15 protein-coding genes and 1 pseudogene are annotated in these 19,763 nt (G+C 42.0%); 2 read left to right on the top strand and 14 right to left on the bottom strand.

Going from position 1 to position 19,763, the window contains the following annotated elements; genetic code table 11:
• Positions 1-5: 5 nt before the first annotated feature.
• The 13 genes from rlmN to queG form a co-directional block, all read right to left on the bottom strand.
• The gene (rlmN, locus tag ACFSN5_RS03030) at positions 6-1,121 is read right to left on the bottom strand and encodes a 23S rRNA (adenine(2503)-C(2))-methyltransferase RlmN (protein ID WP_165329164.1); all 1,116 of its coding nucleotides are present in this window, start codon (positions 1,119-1,121) and stop codon (positions 6-8) included.
• A 1-nt stretch (position 1,122) separates the two neighbouring features.
• Positions 1,123-1,686 (bottom strand): YutD family protein, encoded by a 564-nt coding sequence (locus ACFSN5_RS03025; protein WP_165209399.1) that lies wholly within the window; start codon positions 1,684-1,686, stop codon positions 1,123-1,125.
• A 157-nt stretch (positions 1,687-1,843) separates the two neighbouring features.
• On the bottom strand, positions 1,844-2,926 hold the full coding sequence (locus tag ACFSN5_RS03020) for a SepM family pheromone-processing serine protease (RefSeq protein WP_165209788.1): 1,083 nt from the start codon (positions 2,924-2,926) through the stop codon (positions 1,844-1,846).
• Positions 2,916-3,407 carry a pantetheine-phosphate adenylyltransferase gene (coaD, locus tag ACFSN5_RS03015; protein WP_165209397.1) on the bottom strand — a complete coding sequence of 164 codons (492 nt, stop codon included), beginning with the start codon at positions 3,405-3,407 and terminating at the stop codon, positions 2,916-2,918. Before coaD ends, ACFSN5_RS03020 begins: the two co-directional genes overlap by 11 nt.
• Positions 3,397-3,936 carry a 16S rRNA (guanine(966)-N(2))-methyltransferase RsmD gene (gene rsmD, locus ACFSN5_RS03010; RefSeq protein WP_165209394.1) on the bottom strand — a complete coding sequence of 180 codons (540 nt, stop codon included), beginning with the start codon at positions 3,934-3,936 and terminating at the stop codon, positions 3,397-3,399. The genes coaD and rsmD overlap by 11 nt, the downstream gene beginning before the upstream one ends.
• A 182-nt stretch (positions 3,937-4,118) precedes the next feature.
• Positions 4,119-5,198, bottom strand: coding sequence for an MmcQ/YjbR family DNA-binding protein (locus tag ACFSN5_RS03005; RefSeq protein ID WP_165209391.1), 1,080 nt, complete (start codon positions 5,196-5,198; stop codon positions 4,119-4,121).
• 83 nt (positions 5,199-5,281) lie between these two features.
• Positions 5,282-6,274 carry an aspartate--ammonia ligase gene (asnA, locus tag ACFSN5_RS03000; RefSeq protein WP_165329165.1) on the bottom strand — a complete coding sequence of 331 codons (993 nt, stop codon included), beginning with the start codon at positions 6,272-6,274 and terminating at the stop codon, positions 5,282-5,284.
• A gap of 553 nt (positions 6,275-6,827) precedes the next feature.
• The gene (locus tag ACFSN5_RS02995; protein ID WP_165209385.1) at positions 6,828-8,609 is read right to left on the bottom strand and encodes a zinc ribbon domain-containing protein; all 1,782 of its coding nucleotides are present in this window, start codon (positions 8,607-8,609) and stop codon (positions 6,828-6,830) included.
• 23 nt (positions 8,610-8,632) lie between these two features.
• The gene (locus ACFSN5_RS02990; protein WP_165209382.1) at positions 8,633-9,961 is read right to left on the bottom strand and encodes a hypothetical protein; all 1,329 of its coding nucleotides are present in this window, start codon (positions 9,959-9,961) and stop codon (positions 8,633-8,635) included.
• 641 nt (positions 9,962-10,602) lie between these two features.
• The gene (gene ftsX, locus ACFSN5_RS02985; protein ID WP_165209379.1) at positions 10,603-11,517 is read right to left on the bottom strand and encodes a permease-like cell division protein FtsX; all 915 of its coding nucleotides are present in this window, start codon (positions 11,515-11,517) and stop codon (positions 10,603-10,605) included.
• Positions 11,510-12,202 carry a cell division ATP-binding protein FtsE gene (gene ftsE / locus ACFSN5_RS02980; RefSeq protein WP_003048823.1) on the bottom strand — a complete coding sequence of 231 codons (693 nt, stop codon included), beginning with the start codon at positions 12,200-12,202 and terminating at the stop codon, positions 11,510-11,512. Before ftsE ends, ftsX begins: the two co-directional genes overlap by 8 nt.
• Before the next feature lie 12 nt (positions 12,203-12,214).
• Positions 12,215-13,313 (bottom strand): peptide chain release factor 2 gene (gene prfB, locus ACFSN5_RS02975; protein ID WP_165209376.1). Its coding sequence is split into 2 segments (ribosomal slippage): positions 12,215-13,240 and positions 13,242-13,313, totalling 1,098 coding nucleotides; the frame shifts between segments, so codons are not numbered across the junction.
• Positions 13,314-13,397: 84 nt separating this feature from the next.
• On the bottom strand, positions 13,398-14,522 hold the full coding sequence (gene queG / locus ACFSN5_RS02970) for a tRNA epoxyqueuosine(34) reductase QueG (RefSeq protein WP_165209373.1): 1,125 nt from the start codon (positions 14,520-14,522) through the stop codon (positions 13,398-13,400).
• Positions 14,523-14,621: 99 nt separating this feature from the next.
• Here queG and ACFSN5_RS02965 point away from each other — a divergent pair, with 99 nt between their 5' ends.
• Entirely contained in the window at positions 14,622-15,479 is an 858-nt protein-coding gene (locus ACFSN5_RS02965) for a metallophosphoesterase (protein ID WP_165209370.1), read from the top strand.
• A gap of 109 nt (positions 15,480-15,588) precedes the next feature.
• A complete protein-coding gene (locus ACFSN5_RS02960; RefSeq protein WP_165209367.1) occupies positions 15,589-17,370 on the top strand; it encodes a glycerophosphoryl diester phosphodiesterase membrane domain-containing protein in 1,782 nt (593 codons plus the stop codon).
• Between the two features lie 239 nt (positions 17,371-17,609).
• Here the strand turns inward: ACFSN5_RS02960 and ACFSN5_RS02955 are convergent.
• A pseudogene (locus ACFSN5_RS02955) lies at positions 17,610-19,685 on the bottom strand (prolyl oligopeptidase family serine peptidase); the annotation flags it as partial.
• Between the last annotated feature and the right edge of the window lie 78 nt (positions 19,686-19,763).

Genomic DNA, 19,763 nt, shown 5'->3' with positions numbered 1-19,763 from the left:
TTTAGCTACCTTGCCATTGCTTTTTGGCGATCTCGCTTCATGGTGTTAGACCGCAGCTGACCACAGGCCGCATCAATGTCTGTTCCGTGTTCCTGACGAACGACACAGTTAACACCATTCTTCTTGAGAACATCGTAGAAGGCATCCACACGCTCCTTGCTTGAACGACTATACTGATCATGTTCGGATACCGGATTATAAGGAATCAAATTGATATAAGAGAGCTTGCGAATAGATTTTGTCAAATCAGCAAGTTCTTGAGCATTTTCAGGACTGTCATTAACCTCATTAAGCATAATATATTCAAAAGTCACCCGACGGTTAGTCGTTTCGATATAGTACTCAATGGCATCAAAAAGTTTTTCCAGCGGGAAAGAACGATTGATACGCATGATGCTCGAGCGCAGCTCATTATTAGGAGCGTGAAGAGAAACGGCCAGATTGACCTGAATCCCTTCATTAGCAAAATCACGGATCTTATGAGCCAAACCAGAGGTGGAAACGGTGATATGACGAGCCCCGATAGCCAAACCATTATCATCGTTGATAGTTCTTAGGAAGCGGATAACATTGTCATAGTTGTCAAAAGGTTCGCCAATTCCCATAACCACTACGTGGCTGACCCTTTCGCCTTTACCTTGGTCGTCCAGATATTTTTGCACCAGCATAATTTGAGCTGTAATTTCTCCATTGTTGAGGTCCCGCTGCTTCTTAATCAGACCGCTGGCACAGAAGGTACAGCCAATATTACAGCCAACCTGAGTTGTTACACAGACAGACAGGCCATAGTGCTGCCGCATAAGCACCGTTTCAATCAGCATGCCATCTGGCAACTCAAAAAGATATTTAATAGTACCATCGGCAGACTCTTGAACAATGCGTTGCTTAAGGGGATTGAAGTCAAAATTTTCCTTGAGAACAGCAATAAAGTCTTTAGAAATATTGGTCATTTCCTCAAAGGACTGCACCCGCTTTTTATAAAGCCAATCCCAAATTTGTGTCGCCCGAAATTTCTTCTCACCATGTGCCATAGCCCAGTCAATCAATTGGTCTCGCGTCAAACTATAGATTGATGGTTTCATTTCTGTATTTTCTTGATCCTTCTTGCTAGTAGCTGCCATCTTAGTTGCCCTTCTTTCTTATGGTGAAATGTTGGTTCTGATTCTTATCGTCACGCCTTCTGCTATCTGGCCCCGACTTATGACGCCTTTGATTGAATTGCTTATAGGAATTATCTTGCTCATGCCTCTTAAAATCCTGCTTGAACTTCTGACGAGAGCGACGTTTGCGGTTATCCCGTTTGCGGCGAGGCCAGTTCTCTTCTTCTTGTTTAGGTTCCCTTGGCTCTGGATTTTCTAAGAGAAAATAGGCACAACCAAAATTACAATATTCCTTAAGGTAGTCATCCAAACGACTGATTTTGCTGTCTGTTTTTACGACTCGCTCATCTTTATAGAACCCCCGCAAACGGAGCTCATCACTGGACCAATCCCCAAGGATATAATCATATTTAAGTAAAATACGTGAAAAACGCTGCTGAAAATTTTCCAGTTTAAAGCCGTCTTTATAATTATCAACCAGCTCTAACTCGATACCTTCCGAACGAACCTGATTATCAAAATAGACAAACTCGGGCCCTGGGAACTTATTATAATTAAGCATATCAGGGGTAATATCTTTTCGCATGGGGCTCCTTTCTTTTTTATTATGATTTTAAATAGCTTAGAACCTTTATATTATACACTATTTTGGACATTTTGTAATACTGAAATGCTGATTACTAGACCTCCTGAGCTCTGCTGACAGCAAAAGCAACTGCTCCTTCCCGGACAGTTGCTCACTTTTATTTGGTTTTTTCTAGATAGTCGATAGCCTCCTGAGCTGTCTTGACAGGGACAATTTTCATCTTGCTATCAATCTTCTTAGCCATCATTTTGGCCTCTTGATAGTTATTTCCCTGAGGATAGTATTTCTTATCCGCCTTAGTCACAGGGTTATCGGGAACAAAGAAAATCTCAGCACCCGATTTATCAGCAGAAACAACCTTTTGTGAAACACCGCCGATGTCACCGACTGAACCATCTGGCTCGATAGTGCCTGTTCCAGCAACCATCCGTCCTTTAAGCAGATTTTCCTTATTGAGTTGATCATAGATGGACAAGGTAAACATAAGACCCGCACTAGGTCCGCCGACCCCTTGGGTGGAGAACTTAACCTTTTCAGGCGAGCTAACTTCGGTATGATCGGTCAGGGTAATCCCGATACCATTTTTACCATTTTTTAGCTTGACCACTTTACCCTTGGACGACTCCTTCTTACCTTGACTGGTATATTGGACAGTGACTTTGGACCCTAATTTAAGACCAGTGACATACTTGACCAATTCCTTAGAAGATTTGAAGCTCTTGCCATTGATACCTGTCACAGTATCAGCAATATCGAGAATGCCTTTAAAGGTTGAATTGTCAGCGATATTAAGGACATAGACACCTTTATAGTCTAAATTAACCTTTTTACCAGACAGCTTGAGGGCCTGATAAACAGCCGTATTCTGGGAATTTTCCATATAGTACTGATTCATCAGTTCATAGTCTTTGGTGCTAGCACCGCCGGTTATCTTTTCCTTGGAAACAATCTCGGTTGTGTCTTTATTGAACCAAGAATAAGCGAGATTAACAACTGTCCCCGGCCGAACTTCGACCGCTACGAAATTGTAAGAACCTTTATCCTTATTAGTCTTGCCATTAACCGTCATAACCTGATTAATATCAAAGGCACCACCAGGAGCTTCAACATAATAAGGGAGAGGAACTATAAAACAGAAGGCCAGAGCCAAGAGGGCAAAACCGCCAATCAGCCACCATTTAAAGCGTTTAACAAAACTCCCTTTTTGGGGACTGACCTGACTTGCTGCCTTATTTACCATCATATTTTTTCTCCAATTCTAAAGCCACGACTTCTGGAACATAGGGCCGAATGTCAGCGCCAAAATACGTCAACTCACGGATTCTTGACGATGAAACATAGGATAAATCTGGCTGAGCTAAAAGATAGATGGTTTCTAGCTTCGGATCCAAATCATGGTTAAAATGGTCCATACTAGCTTCATAGGTCAAATCCTGACCATTGCGAAGCCCTCTTACCAAAATCGTTGCCCCAAGTGATTCAGCTACATCAACAGTCAGTTGGTCGTGCGAAGTCAGGACAGAAACATTAGGAAGGTCTTTAACCACTTCTTCCAGCAAAGCCTGACGCTTGGCTAACGGCAAGAAGCCTGCCTTATCCTGATTATAAAATATGCCTACATATAGCTGATCAAGGAGCTGGCTAGCCCGCTTGATAAGATCTAAATGACCATTTGTCACAGGGTCAAAAGAGCCTGCATACAAGCCAATCTTATTTGACATAAATTGTCACCTTACTAATTCCATATATTTTTTGTTTCCAAATTTTTAAATCATTGATAGTTTCTGGCAGCACAACTGCCTTGTCAGTTTCACAAACAATCATAGCAGCTGGTGCAAGCAAGTCATAGTCTTGAAGCTGTTGAATCGTCTGAACAATCTCTTCCTTAGCATAGGGGGGGTCCAGCAAAACCAAATCAAACTGGCCCCTCAAGGTTGGCAGGACCTGTTTAGCATCTCGCTTAATTAGCTGAAACTGATCTTGGGTGTTAGTCATCTTGATATTAGCCTCAATGACAGCCTGGGCCCGTCTATCCCGTTCAACTAAAACGGCCTGCTCCATACCTCGGGAAATAGCCTCAATGGAGAGACCGCCACTGCCAGCATAGAGATCCAAGACACGCCCCCCATCAAAGAAGGGACCAATCATACTGTAAATAGCTCCTCTGACCTTATCTGAGGTTGGCCGAGTAGTTTGTCCTTCCAAGGTTTTAAGCGTACGACCGCCAAAATTTCCTGCAATAATTCTCATAACAGCTATTATAGCAAAATTTCACAATCCATAAAGGATTAAAATCCAGCTCGAATTTTTTTAGTCTGGCTACAAGAATTGCGAGCAGCACTTCTTTCTCCCCTCACGAACACAATAATCTGTTAACTATTTGAACTTCTGATTGACAGGCCTTCTGTCTGTCTCCTTTTTCCCCAACTCTCTTAGAGTTTCACTTTAATCTTATCAATCAATTTTTTGGTCATCCGTCTAGGCCCTCGAACGGCCTTGACTCCAGATTCCTTGAGGACTGGCAGAGGAAACTCTCGATCTGCAAAAGTCTTGACCCGCTTGATGGTCATAAACTCCTTGATATCTGACCCTTCCCGATAGCCTTCATTGGGGAGATTGCTAGCTAAAACTTGGCAAGCATAACGAACCGCCTGAATGGGACTCGTCATATAGATGAAAACCCAGTCCCCTTTTTTAATCTGGGCCTTCTGAGTCCAATGAATGGTATCTGAAACGGCAAATTCGGCATCAATATCATAGTATTTGGGATTAGCTGGAATCAGCCAGTAGTCCGGCCCTTCTTCGGCCTTAAAGGACTTGGGACCAACCAAAGCACGACTGGCCTCCACCAGCTCAAAAAGTTCCTTATCTGGTAGACTATCGTCCATAATCAGGGAAATCCACGACTGCTTGTTCATGTGATAACTAGGATAGATGCCTGGCTTTTCCAAAAGCTCATCTAAGAGTCTTTTATCAATTTTAATATTGACAACCTCAGCTTCCCGATCCAAATCTGATCCTACTAGAGGCTTGGTTTCACTATCTAATTTGTCTAATTTGAGAGGAAAGACCAGAGCATACCATTTATTGTTAGTCGGGTGACGAAAAGAAGCATATTGCGAATACTTGGCAAAAGGATGATCAAAATCATCGCCGAACTTATCTTTTAAATGTTGGGCCAGACGATTGGTCTGAGGTAGGTCAAAAGGTGTGGCTTCAAAGCAGGCATCCGCAATCTCTTGAAGCAGCTCCCCATAGGCTTCCCTGACCTGACCTAGATAGGATCCGGTTTGACCGATGACATGAATAGCCGTGTATTCTTCATCAAGGTCGGTATCCATGAGTCGACCGGACACCTGACCCTCCTCAGTCACTAGAATTTGAGCTTGAAAATCCCCAGACATAATAGCACGATTATAACGATAGTCAGTTCCTTCTTTTTTAAAGCCAAAATCCAATAATTTTTGGACATTCACGGTTCTACGTTTAAAATATTGACTTTCAAATATCATTACAACATCTCCTCTGACCTCTTGCTGCCTTCTTATTATAGCAAAAAAGCGAGCAGGTTTTCCTAACCCACTCGCTCTTCATTTTATAGAATGTTATCAAAGTCTTTTCTGACTTGGTCTGGCCAAACGCTGGATTGGACTTCCCCAATGTGTTTTTTACGCAAGAGGAACATAGCCATGCGAGACTGACCAATACCGCCACCGATGGTCAGAGGGAAGAGACCGTTAAGGAGGGACTTATGCCATTCCAATTTCAAACGATCTTGGTCACCGGTGATTTCAACCTGACGCTTAAGGGCATCTTCATCGACACGAATTCCCATAGAGGAGAGTTCAAGGGCGTGACCTAGACTGTCATTCCAAACGATAATATCACCATTAAGACCATGATAGCCCGATTCAGATTCGCTGGTCCAATCATCATAGTCAGGTGCCCGGCCATCATGAGGTTTACCATCTGGCAGGATACCACCGATTCCAATCAAAAAGACGGCACCATATTCCTTAGCAATCACATCTTCACGTTCTTTAGGTGTTAAATCAGGATATTGCTCAACCAGATCCTCGGTGTGGATAAAGGTAATCTTCTTAGGCAGGATTGCATCAATATCGAAACGAGCTTCAACAGCCAACTCTGTCAAACGAATTGCCTTATAGACCTTTTCAACCGTTTCTTTGAGGTAGGCGAGGTTACGTCTGCCATCTGGGATAACTTTTTCCCAATCCCATTGATCAACATAAACTGAGTGAATCTGATCCAAAGAATCTTCATCAGGGCGCAGAGCTTTCATGTGAACAAAGAGGCCTTCGCCCTCATTGAAACCAAAACGTGCTAAGGTGTGGCGTTTCCATTTCGCCAAAGAATGAACAACTTCATAGGTTTCATCAGGAATTTGGAGGACATTCACGCGCACAGGATTCTCAACCCCACTTAAATTATCTTGCATACCGTCCCCGACCCGGCTCAAAATAGGTCCTTGCACTTCAACGACATCAAGCTTATCAATCAAGTATTGGGTGAAGGTATTCTTGACAAAAGAAATCTCCTGCTGCTGGTGAATAAAGCTCTTCTTCATAAGCTTTCCCTCCTTTAAAATTTAATATGAAGCTATTATACTCCCATTTACCTAAAAAATAAATAGCTTGAAGCATAAAAGTTTGATTTTCCTGAATTTTTCTGGAAACTTTTGAAAACAGTCAACAGTTACTAGACAAGACAGCGACCCCTTGTCCTTACAGGAAAACAGCCTTGACATTATCAATGATCAAAAAATAAAGTGAGTCTGGGACAAAAGTCCAGACTCGTTAGTATTATTCTAGATTTACCAGATTGGCGCAGTGATTGCTGACTGGTTTTCCTTTTGCCATAAGGCTAAAGCGGAAAACCTAAACGAATGTGATGACCATCGTTCATCTTATTTCCAACCTTAAAAGATCCCTCGGACCTTTTGAGTTATGCGGCGAGTGGGTTAAAAAGGTCTGGAAGACCTTTTTAATCGGGAAATAAAGCTTGCAAAGCAAGTGTCAAAATGGTCTTGGAAGAGACCGTTTCAGGTCACCACCTTAAAACCAGAACGGGGTGGGAATCAAAATTTTCAATTTTTGAATTCTTTCCTCCCCCATTTTACCTTATTTCACAGTATCTTCCCGACTAATATTAGTCGAATTACCATTCTTACCTGTAATAATATAGTCTGCGTAATCCTCATAACTAGAATCATCATCATAATCATCGTTGTCACTGCTTGAATCAGCAGACTGGCCATCATTATAATCTACCTTCGCAGACCATGACACCTTATCCTTAATATCACCAGATGACTCATGGTCTGAATCATAAGCATAGTAGAAATCACATACTACTGTGAAATTCACTGTATAACTTTTCGCACTGGTTTGGGTAACGCTAGTGACATCGACATCGCTAAAGGTAACACTATCCGCCTTACGAACCTTAGCATTAATGGTATTGGTGTCAATCATATCTTTGAGATCCTTATACATGCTGTTATCCGTACCACCTTGGAAAATGTCAGTTAAATCATCCGGTGTCGTATTATCAGCAGCGTAATCTTCCATTTTACTATAGGCAGCTGTCATAAGGTCATCTGCTGTATCACGCTCTAAGATACCATCCGCATCTAAATTCAAGCTGTCACCATCACTGATATCTTCAATTGATGTAGTGTCTGATTTAACACTAGTACCATCGCTAAATTTCTTCTGAACATAGACCGAGGCGCTGTCTGTAACCGCCAATTTCGAGGCAGAATATTGACCATTTTTCATGCTCCCAATTTTCTTGCTGCCGACATAAACATCACCATCCGTCAAATTACTATTGACAGTGAAACTAAGGTACTTGACATTAAGAGCAATTGTCAGAGAGTTACTTGAATGATCGGGTTTCAGTTTCTTTTCTGAACTGACTTCAAGAGTCTGACCCTTAACCTTGCCCGCTGCCACAAAATCATAAGTCCCAGGATAAAGGCGCTTTAGAGTTGAACTGTATCTATCGCTATCAGAAGTCGAAAAGTTGACATCATTAATGCTGATTTTCAAATCCTTAGTGTTCGTTGAAACCTTTGCTGAAACAGGCTGAATAGCCACTTTCCATTTAGGAAATAGGAGATACTCACGCCCCACTTGTACCATATTGGAGCCCTTCATCAGATCTGACTTACTGGTATTCGAGAAGACTTTAGAGGGATTCGTGTATTTTAAGTCCGAATCCTTGATAGCCTTTTTATTATCAGCCCAAACTTCATAGGTTAGTTGCTGTTTAAAATTTTTACCAGCTACAGCCAAATAGCGGTTTGCCACAGCGTCACGCGAATAATAATGACTGCCGTAAACAATCATACTGATTAGGGCTAGAACGGCCAGGGTGGCGAAAGCGATTAAAAACTTTTTCCAAGTCGCCATCGGTGGTTTAACAGGCTTGGGACTAGAATTTAAAAACTGATTGACACTCGTCAGATCAAACCCTGCTGCCTTACCGATTAAAAATTCTTCTGGCCGAGGCTGACGGCCAACATATTTCTGAAAGGCTGAAATCCAAGCATCTTTTTGCAATTTATCAAGATCATCCTGCTCAGATAAATTGGACTGATGAATCCCTGTTTCGGACATTCTTTCGACAGACTGACTGGGCTCTTTCTCCTGACCTGCAGTTGTTTTCGAAAAATCTTGATCGGCTAAATCGGAGACAAACGCTTTCTGTGTAACATCACTGTCCTGAGAAACTGCTTGGGCGCTTGTAATAACCCCATCAATACTTTCCAAGCCAGCAATTCGACGAATCTCCTTAGGTGAAAAGTCAGCTTTTTTCCCAGCCATAAATTCCTGAGGCGTAGGTTTGCGGCCGACAACATCTTCAAATAATTCTGTCCATCTTTCTTTCGTAGCCATAGTCGCACCTAATGTATTGTCAATTAGAAAAAGTTAGAGGATAACTCTGTGAGAATATCCCTTAAACCACCAATAATCATCGAACTTGAAATCTTGTAAACGATGAACAGAACCAAGGCAAACACCAAACCAACTAGCACTGACATGTAAAAATTGTTAACTTTCTTAAGAGAAAGATTAATGTTTTTGAGCAGAGCCACAAAGATGAAAAGAAGACCAAGAATAACAAAGAAGGTCACAAATCCTCCGCCAACAGTAATCGTTTTAAGAGCTGGCAATGCTTGTTCCAGCTTGGCAAACATTCCAAAAGATCCAAATAAAGAATCAGAAGTATCAAAGGCATCCATTGCTGAGGTATCAACATCTAACTGGTTCGTAACAATAAAACTACTGAAGAACGCTAGGATATTCAAGACCAAAACAATTGGACTATAAGAGAAATATTGACCAAATTTTTTGAAGAAGGTCTTGGTCTTATCTTTATCAAAAATAGCAGGTGCCCCCATAACAAGGACATAAAAGACAAAGAAGATAAAGATGAATGCGAAAGTCTTAAGAAAACCAAAATGACTAGAAATACTATTTACAATTTCCTTATAGGCTTCATGATCTGCTTCCTTAAAGCTTTCACCATCAGCTGTAGCATTAGGGAACATCATCAATAATCTATGGAAGAAGTTGACTAAGCCCCATGAAATGAACCAAGAAGCCAAACCAATCGTTACCAAACCAAAAACAGGATGAGCCTCTTCTTCCTTAGCTTGAGGATTCTTGAAGCCTTTCAAGAACCAGGCAAAGTAATCCTTAAATCCTTTCTTAAAGGCTTCTACTTGTGGATTGGGTTGCTTAGGTGCTGGAGCCATAACCGCTTGAACTTGACCGTCTGGACCTTGTTGATAATAGACTTGTTGCTGAGGTTGTGCTACTTGGCCTGGCTGAGTAAATTGACCTGACATTGGTTGACCAGCTTGAACTGAACCTTGTTGGACCTGAGCAAATTGACTGGCTTGATCGGCCTGAGGATTTTGAAAGCTCGGCATTGCTTGTGCTTGACCAGAAGCCTCTGCAAAATCTTGCGGAGCCGCTGCTTGAACAGACTCCTGTCCTGCTTGTGGCTGAATGGGAGCTTGAGTTTGCGCCATTTGTTCAGCTTGGGCCTCTGCTGAGTTTGCTGCTTGTGCTGGCTGCGGAGCAACTGGTTCCTGCGGCGCTACTGGTTGGACTTGTTCTGGAGCTGCTGCCACATCTTCTGCCACAAATTCTCCCGCCGCAAGTCCTTGGGCCACCTCAGCCTCTGAGGGTGTTCGACCATTGATGGCCTCAAAATATTCAATCCAATCCTGTTTGTTCATGTTATTCTCCTTATCATTTTAAAAAACTGATGTTGGCATTTGAATATTCCATTTCTATCAGAATGTAACTCTTGCCCCATAAAGAAGCAAATCAAGACTAAACATAGAAAATGAGACAAAGCTTCTATTCAGTTTTCTTTTAGAATACTTCCCCATTATACTATAAATTGAATCAGAGAACAATAACGTTTTTAGATAAAAAACCTTGATAAATCAAGGTTTTTCATTACTAACTAGTGTTATCCTTTGCCCTTCTAGGAGAAAATCGCTAAAAATCAGCTTCCCAATCCGCTCAATTTTCAAGCCTGCTTTACAATCTCAAAACACTAACGGCTGACAATACTATAGTTCGTGATGAAAACAGGAAAGCTATCCTCACGCTTGCCCTATCTTAACTGATGAAGTTAATCTTACTCCCCACGACACAAAAAAAGGAAAGACGAATGTGCTTTCCTTTGAATTTAGTAAGAGATAGGCAAGTTGACGACTACCGCTATCACTCAAAACTTTTAAACCGTTTGATTGGTCTTAACGATTTGGGTCTTGAAAAGCAAAGTTGATTTCACCCTTTGGTCATTAGTAGGAAGATAAGTGTTACCGTAGTCTATAAAGAACTTTAGAATCTCAACAGACTTTTGCCATCAGGCTTTCAAATATCTACGAATAGAAATCATAGAACCGATGGAACCAATGACAATACCAATTAGGAAGAGCCCACCGATTAAATAATAAAGATAAGGATTAGCAGGATAGAGACCGAGATTTTCAGCTGCCATGGAAGGATTGATTCGATTATAGGTAATTGTATAGAGGTAATAGACAATCAGAGCAGGTAAAATAGCTCCCAAAATCCCAACCCAAGCTCCTTCGAAGAAGAACGGCGTTCGAATATAGGAGTTTTTAGCTCCGACCAAACGCATGATGATGATGTCATCCTTACGCGACATAATAGTAATACGAATCGTATTAGAAATCAGGAAGATAGCAACCAAAACCAGAAGTACTGTACCAGCCAAGCCCCAGGTCCTAATTTTCCCAACAACAGCAGTCAAACGGTCCGTATCAACACCGCCATAGTTAGCATCATTAACCCCCTCAATTTCCTTGATTTGCTTAGAGATACTTTTCATATCTTTGGCTGACTTAACCTTGACAAGATAGGCATCAAAGAGAGGATTGGAGCCTTCATCGTAAGACCAAGCGTCACCATATTGCTTTTGTAAATCTGCTAATTGATCATTTTTACTCGAGAATTTGATGGATTTGACGCCGTTGATTTCTTGAATTTTGTTGTAAATGGCATGGTAATTTTCATTGACCGACCCATCAGCCTTATTTGGGGAATCATCAAAAACATTGGTTTCCATATAAACATTAATGGTCAAATTATTTTCCACATCAGTCCCCAACTTATTGATATTGAGCAAAACTGCAAGAAAAATTCCTACCAAAGTCAGAGTAATAGTTACCGAGGAAACCGCTGCGAAGGTCATCCACCCCTGGCGTTTGAGACTGACAAAAGATTCTTTTATGTGACGGAAAAAGTTTCTAATCATCGTAGCCGTACTCTCCTTCCTCTTCATCACGCACCAACCTACCATCTTCGATAGCCAGCACCCGATGTTTGTGCGTATTAACAATACTGCTGTTATGGGTCGCCATCAAGACAGTCGTTCCCTGCTCATTGATGCGTTCTAGAAGCTGCATAATTTCTTCAGAAATCTCTGGATCCAAGTTACCAGTCGGTTCATCAGCAATAAGCACTTTAGGATTGTTGACGAGGGCTCTGGCAATAGCCACCCGCTGTTGTTCCCCACCAGAGAGCTGATTAGGGAAGGAGCGTTCCTTATGTTTAAGTCCTACCAAGCTAAGGACCTCTTTAACCCGCTTTCTAATGTAATGCGGTTTTTCGCCGATAACTTCCATAGCAAAAGCGACATTTTCATAAACTGTCTTATGGTTGAGCAGTTTATAGTCTTGAAAAACTACACCAATGGAGCGGCGCAAAATGGGAATCTGCCGTTTTTTAATCTTGTTGAGGCGGAATTGTCCCACCTTGATAGAGCCTCGGCTCACTTCTTCTTCACGATAAAGCATGCGAATAAGGGTTGATTTCCCTGCTCCTGAAGGACCAACGATATAGACGAATTCTCCATTTCTTACATCGAGGGTAATATCACGCAGGGCAGTCGAACCATGAGCATACTTTTTAGAGACTCGATTTAGTTCAATAAGTGCCATTTAATTTCCTTTCTATTCTTCTAATCGCCATTTAAGGTAGGCATCGATAAAGCCATCAATATCGCCATCCATAACCTTGTCTACCTGAGCAACCTCGTAGCCAGTTCTGTGATCTTTGACCATAGTATAAGGTGTGAAAACATAAGAGCGAATCTGTGAGCCCCATGTGATTTCTTTTTTATCACCCTTGAGGGCAGAGACTTCTTCGGCCTTCTTCTCCTGCTCTAATTGATAGAGTTTCGCCTGCAACATTTTCATAGCCCGGTCACGGTTGCCATACTGGGTTCGGTCAACGGTCGAAGCCACAACAATGCCTGTTGGGATATGTGTCAGGCGAACACCTGTTGAAACCTTATTGACATTTTGTCCGCCCGCACCGCCTGAACGAAAGGTATCCATTTTAATATCTTCATCGCGAATATCAACCTCAATGGTATCATCTAATTCAGGCATAACCTCAACCGATGTAAAGGAAGTATGCCGCCGCTTGGCTGAATCAAAGGGCGAAATCCGAACCAGACGGTGAACACCCATCTCAGACTTGAGAAGACCATAAGCATGAGGCCCTTCAAAGGAAAGTGTCACCGACTTAATACCAGCTTCATCCCCTGCCTGATAATCTAAGACTTCAACCTTAAAACCTTTGGCATTTCCATAGCGCTGGTACATCCGCAGCAGCATATCTCCCCAATCCTGAGCCTCAGTACCTCCAGATCCTGGATGAATTTCCAAGATGGCATTGTTGTTGTCATAAGGTTCAGACAAAAGCAAAGTCATTTCATAGCTTGCCATCATCTTATCCAACTTAGCCAAGGTGTCCTCCAAATCCTCTTGGACACTGGCGTCTTCTTCCAACATCTCCAGATAGAGCTCTGTTTCTTCTGAGAGTTCTTCCATCTGATTAAAGGTATCGTAGGTTTGCTTGAGCTCATTGAGCTCCTGAGAAGTCTTTTGGGCAGCAACATTGTCATCCCAAAAGTCTGGCTCGGTCATCTTATTTTCTAAAAGAGCAATATCTTCTTCTAAGCGATCGAGGTCAAAGAGACCTCCTGAAGCTAGTCAACTTCTCTTGATTTTCTACTATTTTTTGGCGAATTTCAGCCACTTCCATAATTTTTCTCCATTCTGTAGATTCAGAAAGCTAAACTCCTTAATAGAAGTTAGCCACAATTGTTCTTATTCTAACACAAAGCCCTTAAATTTGCCATTTTATACAAACTAAACGCCACTCCTCTTTAGCAGCTTGATCTCGAGGATTAAGAGCCTTCATATAATCCTTAATAGCTTGGTCTGGTTTTTTGACAATTTCTCCCAAGGCCCAGATAGCTGTCGCTGTATGGATAGGATTGTTATTTTTATCAATAATTTCCATGAGCTTAACAAGGGCATTTTTATCATGAGCATTGGCCAGAGCAATAATAACATTGCGCTGCAAGATATTCTTACCGCGCCAAGAACCAGCAATCTCGCCAAATTTTTTCTTAAAATCGCTATTCGATAGCTCTAGAAAAGGCAAAAGCTCCGGCCAGGCCAGTTCGGGATCTATCGGAGTTGCCAGAGGATTTTGAATTCCCTTGTTATAGGGACAGCAAATTTGGCAGATATCACAGCCATAGATAACTGTCTTAATCTTCTTGCGAAATTCCATTGCCATCATCCCCTTGTCCTGAGTTTGGAAGGACAGGCAGCGTTTGGCATCCATAGAGCCATTGCCAAGTAGACAGGCAGTTGGGCAGGCATCCAGACAGCGCCGGCAGTCCCCACAACCATAGTCAACTGGACTATCTGGTTCAATCTCAAGATTGGTGATTAGCTCACCTAGAAACATGTAAGAACCATACTCTTTGGAAATAACCAAACCATTTTTACCGATAAAGCCAATCCCAGCACGCTGGGCTACCGCTGTATCCACTAAGGCTCCTGTATCTACCATAGCTTTATGTTCTAAAGGAAAATTCGCACAAAGATCTTCTATTCCTTTAGCCAAACGAGTCAGCTTGTCATTCAAAACACGGTGATAATCTAATCCCCACGAATTAGGCGTAATCTTCCCTCTCTTGTACTGAGTTTTAGGCGGCTGAACTGGCAGCTGACTAGGGTAGGCTACCGCAATAGAAATGATGGTCTTTGCCGAAGCCAAACTCAGTTTAGGATTAATTCGCTCTTCAACATTTTTGTGCTCAAAACCAGAATTTCGACCTTCATCTACTGAAGCCCTCAGGGATTCTTCCAGATAAGCAAAATCATCGGCTGTCGTAAAACCAATTTTAGAAATACCAAGATCCTTGGCTAATGTTTGAATTTCTGCCTTAATATCCATAAGTCTATCATAATGGAAAATACGCCAGCTTTCAAGACTCGTTCTCACTTTCAGGCCAACCTTTCTTATCTTTTTAAATTTTTTTGCTAGAATAGACCTATGACAAAACTAGCGATTATGAGCGACCTCCACATCGATCTTAATAAATTTGGTGATTTTGAAAAAAAGACCCTTCTGGAAACTTTGCAGGAAAAAGACATTGATCACCTCCACCTAGCTGGTGATATTTCTAATCACCATCAGGATATTTCCTTGCCTTTTATCAATGAACTTCAAAAAAGCCTGAGAGTTACCTATAATCTGGGCAATCATGATATGTTGGATTTGACAGATGAGGAAGTTGATAGATTGGACTTTCAGCTCTACAGTTTGGGCAGCCGCCAACTCCTAGCCTTTCATGGTTGGTACGATTACTCATTTAGCCAAGAACCGATGGATAAAATCCTGCGCCGTAAGCAAACTTTTTGGTTTGACCGTCGACTCCACCGGCAGGCAGATGACCCTACTATTACCGAAAAAATTCTCACCAAGCTTGAAAATCAGCTCAAGCAATTAGATACCACTGACCTTATCGTCGCCATGCACTTCGTGCCCCACCAAGATTTCACCATGACCCATCCAAAATTTGCTCCCTTCAATGCCTTCCTAGGCAGCCAAAAATTTCATCATCTCTTTGCCAAGTATGGTGTAGCCCATGTAATTTTTGGACATGAGCATCGCTCCTATGGCCATGTGATTCTAGATGGAGTCAACTACCACTCTCACCCCTTAGGATATATCAGGGAGTGGGATCTAACCATTAACTTTGTTTCCGACAACCCCGAACTTAACCCCAGCGGTACCTGGAACCTCTCCAAACGCTACAATCTGGTTAGAAAGAATCCTGCCTATCAGGCCTATAAAAAAGAGCAATTCAAAACTGAATTGCTCAACTCCATGACAATATTTGACTGTTAAAAAGACCGATGAGGTCTTTTTATAATAGAAAGAGTAGGTCTTAGCATTTTCCTGCTTACTACCACTTTATGCTACAATAGCACTAAATTATTCTGACGAAAGGAATCTCATGATAGTATCGTTTAGAGCCCTCTTAAAAGAGACTTGGAAAAATTTGTGGCAGCATCTATGGACCTATCTACTGACAGCTATTATTTTGCAAATTGGCTTAGCCTACTTGGCCAAGGGACTGCTCTCCTTCCTCTTTAATAGAGTGGTCGGCTTTGCCGGTCTCATCAACTTGACGCCTGATAGTTGGTCGGCTATCCGCCATCATCCGCTAGCTTTACTCTTTTTCTGCCTCTACCTCTTAGTCTTAGCAGGAACCATCTACCTAGAATTTGCCATTTTAACCATTACTGTTGCCAGGACCTACCAGCCTCTTTCTATTCGTCAAATTATTAAAGATCTGCCTCAAAAATGGCGAGAGCTTTGTAGCTGCCAGCTCCTAGTCTTTCTTTTTTATCTTACCCTCATGGTGCCTCTGGCCGTCTATGGCTTGAAATTCGGTCTGCTTTCTCACTTTAATATTCCTAATGTCATTTCAGATCCATTAGTAAAATCCAGCTTAGGAAAATTTAGTTATCTGACTGGTCTGATCCTAATTGTCTATTTCAACCTCCGTTTTATTTATTTTATCCCCCTCTATACCATCAACAACCGCAAACCCAGTCAGGTTTTGCGAGACTCTTGGCAGCTAACCAGAGGAACTCAGATCAAAGTCTTAGCCTTCTTTGGCTGTTACAGCCTATCTACAGGACTTGGCCTCACCCTTATCTATAGTGGGGCCGCCCTGCTTTTTGACCAGCTAGATCAAGCAGGTAACAACCTCCTACTTCAGACAAGCTTCGACAATCTGGTGCGATTCCTCAATTTTGGAACTATTTTGGAACTAAAATATGTTCTGATTATCCTCCTAACTAGTCATCTCTTAAAGCATAAAAAGTATCAGTTACACCTTTCCTACCGATCCGAAGACAGACCAGTTTGGGGCTTTCCTCACTGGACTCGGCTCCTGATTCCACTAACACTTTTAACCTGCTTAATTTCCAACGGCCTCAGCCTCTACCTCCTGCCACACCATTCTCAGGCTCTCCTAATCGCCCATCGGGGAGATGATACCCACGGTGTCGAAAATTCTATTACAGCTATGCAGGCCGCCCACAAGGCTGGAGCAGATTATTCAGAGATGGATGTTGTCATGACCAAAGATCAGCAATTCGTCGTCAGTCACGACAATAACCTCAAACGTCTGACTGGTTTAGATAAAAATATTTCTGATTTAACTTTAGCCCAAGTAATTAAACTTAAAACTTACCAGAATGGCCACAGCGATCATATTGCTTCACTAGATGAATTTATGAAGGCCGCTCAGGCTTGTCATCAGAAAATTGCTATCGAATTAAAACCCTATGGACATGAGCCAGCCAACTATGTTGATATATTTCTTAAGAAGCTTAAGGATCTAAAAGCCGTTCAAGGCAACAAGATTATGTCCATGAAACTGCCAGTCATCGAAGCGATTGAAAGAAAGCTACCCCAAGCTGATACCGGCTATCTGGTTTCTCTCCAGTTTGGACCACTTCCGCCCCACAAGGTTGATTTTTACGCTATTGAAGAATTCTCTTATAATAATGTAGCGGCCCTGTCTGCCTATCAACAAAAAAAGGATCTCTATGTTTGGACCGTCAATGATGATAGTCTCTTATTCCGTTTCTTACACAGCCCAGTCAATGGGATCATTACCGATAAACTGACTGATTTTAAAACGAACCAAAAAGAAATCGATCCTCAGGATTCGTATTTTGACAGAGTAATCCGTCTCTTAAAAATCGAGTTTACAGACTCTTGAGCTCAAAACATGATTGGGATAATGGGAGTTAAAAATCTTTGCCATTGATTCATGTTTCTTCATATAGAAAACCAAAAAGCGAACAAAATTAGAATTTTCGTCATTAGAAATCTAACTTTGCTCGCTTTTTATTTGTTACTAGCCTTTGTCTGTCATCTCAGAGACGACAGAACCTGTGAGTAGAGCGTATCGCTCATGAACATCTGTCCCACTTGCATTTATGCCCGTGTTCTCCTTGATTAGGCTTTACGATTCTTTTTATTTTGAGCATTCATCCAGTCAAAGATATTAGCATATTTTTTGCCCTTATAGACCGCCTGAGCATCACCGCCGCGGGTAGCATTGGTTGGTACCATACCGGTCAAACCTGCCCAATTTTCAGCATTAGTAGCATTTTGCACACCGGTAACTTGGTCGTTCATAAAGTAAACCCATGACCAGTGTCCATTGTAAGTTGGATGATTAGCAAACTCACCAACATTGGTTTCAAAGTAAGACAGCCATTTATTTTGCCCGCCAGCCTGCAACATATCTTTATAGAACGGCAAGACATGATTGTCAACATCAAGAGTTGCATCTGCCTTAGAAGAAATCAGCCACATTGGTTGATTCCTTAAAGCAGCTTGCACATCCACCTTAATATTATTATTATTGTTAGTCAAAATAACATCATACGGTGCAGAAATCGGAACTAGAGCAGCAAAGTAATTAGGATAAGCAGCAGCTAAAGCCCAAGTCATTCCGCCGCCATTTGAGGCACCGGCCAAATAAATACGATTACTATCAATATCTGGATGGGCAGCAACATAAGAGCGAATAGCGGCCATGACTTGAGTCTTATCTGCTTTTTCCCAAGACGTTGGGCTCTGCAATACCATGACATAAGCGCCTTTTTGGGTACCCTTGCCAGTTGAAGTGAAATGACTTTGAATCGGATCTTCTGTCAAGTTGACAGCGTTGCTGGCAAGAATCGGAATATCAACATCTGTACCAACTTCACCAATACCATGCAGCCAGATAATCAATGGATTCTTTTCACCAGCCTTGGCGTTTTCCGGCGTATAGGCTGCGTAATGAAAATCGCCATAAGTAGCACGTTCTGAGAAACGTTCTGTCTCAGGAATCACTCGGTTAGCAATAGCATTTTGTTCCGAAGTAAGATTTTGATGATAAACAGAACCATCATATTGAACAGACAAGCCATCTACTTTAACATTATAGGCACTAGCCCACTGGTTAGAAAAAGTAGCCATATCAAAATTAAATGGAGAAGCATTCTTGCTGGTATCATTACTATCATAAGGGATGTTCAATTCCAGTGTTACATAATTGCTGCTGTCGAAATAGACCACATGACCAGTCGCATCTGAAACATAAGAATTCAAGACTTGACGAGCTACACCTGCGGTCATAACACTGGCACCATTATGAATAACCGATGGGGTTACCTTATGATCAAATTGTAAGATGATTTTAGAAACAGCAGGGCCAAATTCATAGCTATCAACCACAATACTGGTTTTGACAACCTGAATCTTATCTTGAGCCTGACCATCGCCATTATTATCAAATCTATAGGTTACACCATCAATCAACAGACTAGTATTTCTAAGCATTTGGCCTGAATTTTCATCATAATAATGAGTTTTGCCATCAACTTGAACGAGACCGCCTTTAACTTGGCTACCATCAGCATTGAAATAGAGATCTTGTCCATTAATCGTTTGAGTACCTGTGGCGGCAGCTCCGTCAGAACCAAAATAATACCATCTGCCATCAATTTGAGCAAAACGGTCGGTCCAAAGATTGCCACTATCTTGATCATAATAGCGAATCTTCCCATCACTATCAGTGACCAAACGTCCCTTAGCCTGCTTGCCAGTAGTTGGATCAAAGTACAGCTTTTGGCCACCGATTTCTTGGCTCCCAACAACACGAGCACCGTCAGAACCATAATAGAACCAACCTTGTTGATCATCTGCTTGGCGGAAACGGTTGATCCACAGCTCACCACTATCCCTATCAAAATAATAGACCTTACCATCAATGGTAGCCTCTTGACCTTTGACCTGCTTCCCATCTTGAGCGAAATAGAGCCTTTGACCGTTGATATCTTGACGGCCAGTCACATTGTTACCATTATTATCAAGATAGTACCAGTTGCCCTGTCCATCATCAACAAAAGTATTCTTGTATTTAACATCAGCTGTGACGGCTCTTTTAGCCAAGGCGGCATCAAGCTTATCAGCCTGAGCACCAGTCCCGGTCGCAATCTTAGAATCAGCTAGATTAGCCTCAAAGCTGGCAGTCTCACTCCCTTGGTCTAGATTTAACGTCGTCGTTGCCGCATCGGGATTCGCTACTGATTCGGTAGCAGGCTGAGCAACCATACT

The organism is Streptococcus tangpeifui, assembly GCF_044503215.1.
Taxonomy (GTDB): domain Bacteria; phylum Bacillota; class Bacilli; order Lactobacillales; family Streptococcaceae; genus Streptococcus; species Streptococcus tangpeifui.
The sequence above is the reverse complement of the archived record's forward strand: the minus strand, read 5'-3'. Positions and strand labels throughout refer to the sequence as shown.

Bases quoted from the DNA above. Each gene is read 5' to 3' on its own strand.
- coaD (WP_165209397.1), bottom strand. From the start codon at position 3,407: ATGTCAAATAAGATTGGCTTGTATGCAGGCTCTTTTGACCCTGTGACA.
- rlmN (WP_165329164.1), bottom strand. From the start codon at position 1,121: ATGGCAGCTACTAGCAAGAAGGATCAAGAAAATACAGAAATGAAACCA.
- ACFSN5_RS02965 (WP_165209370.1), top strand. From the start codon at position 14,622: ATGACAAAACTAGCGATTATGAGCGACCTCCACATCGATCTTAATAAA.
- ACFSN5_RS02990 (WP_165209382.1), bottom strand. From the start codon at position 9,961: ATGAACAAACAGGATTGGATTGAATATTTTGAGGCCATCAATGGTCGA.
- ftsE (WP_003048823.1), bottom strand. From the start codon at position 12,202: ATGGCACTTATTGAACTAAATCGAGTCTCTAAAAAGTATGCTCATGGT.
- asnA (WP_165329165.1), bottom strand. From the start codon at position 6,274: ATGAAGAAGAGCTTTATTCACCAGCAGCAGGAGATTTCTTTTGTCAAG.
- rsmD (WP_165209394.1), bottom strand. From the start codon at position 3,936: ATGAGAATTATTGCAGGAAATTTTGGCGGTCGTACGCTTAAAACCTTG.
- ftsX (WP_165209379.1), bottom strand. From the start codon at position 11,517: ATGATTAGAAACTTTTTCCGTCACATAAAAGAATCTTTTGTCAGTCTC.
- ACFSN5_RS03025 (WP_165209399.1), bottom strand. From the start codon at position 1,686: ATGCGAAAAGATATTACCCCTGATATGCTTAATTATAATAAGTTCCCA.
- ACFSN5_RS03020 (WP_165209788.1), bottom strand. From the start codon at position 2,926: ATGGTAAATAAGGCAGCAAGTCAGGTCAGTCCCCAAAAAGGGAGTTTT.
- queG (WP_165209373.1), bottom strand. From the start codon at position 14,522: ATGGATATTAAGGCAGAAATTCAAACATTAGCCAAGGATCTTGGTATT.
- ACFSN5_RS03005 (WP_165209391.1), bottom strand. From the start codon at position 5,198: ATGATATTTGAAAGTCAATATTTTAAACGTAGAACCGTGAATGTCCAA.
- ACFSN5_RS02960 (WP_165209367.1), top strand. From the start codon at position 15,589: ATGATAGTATCGTTTAGAGCCCTCTTAAAAGAGACTTGGAAAAATTTG.
- ACFSN5_RS02995 (WP_165209385.1), bottom strand. From the start codon at position 8,609: ATGGCTACGAAAGAAAGATGGACAGAATTATTTGAAGATGTTGTCGGC.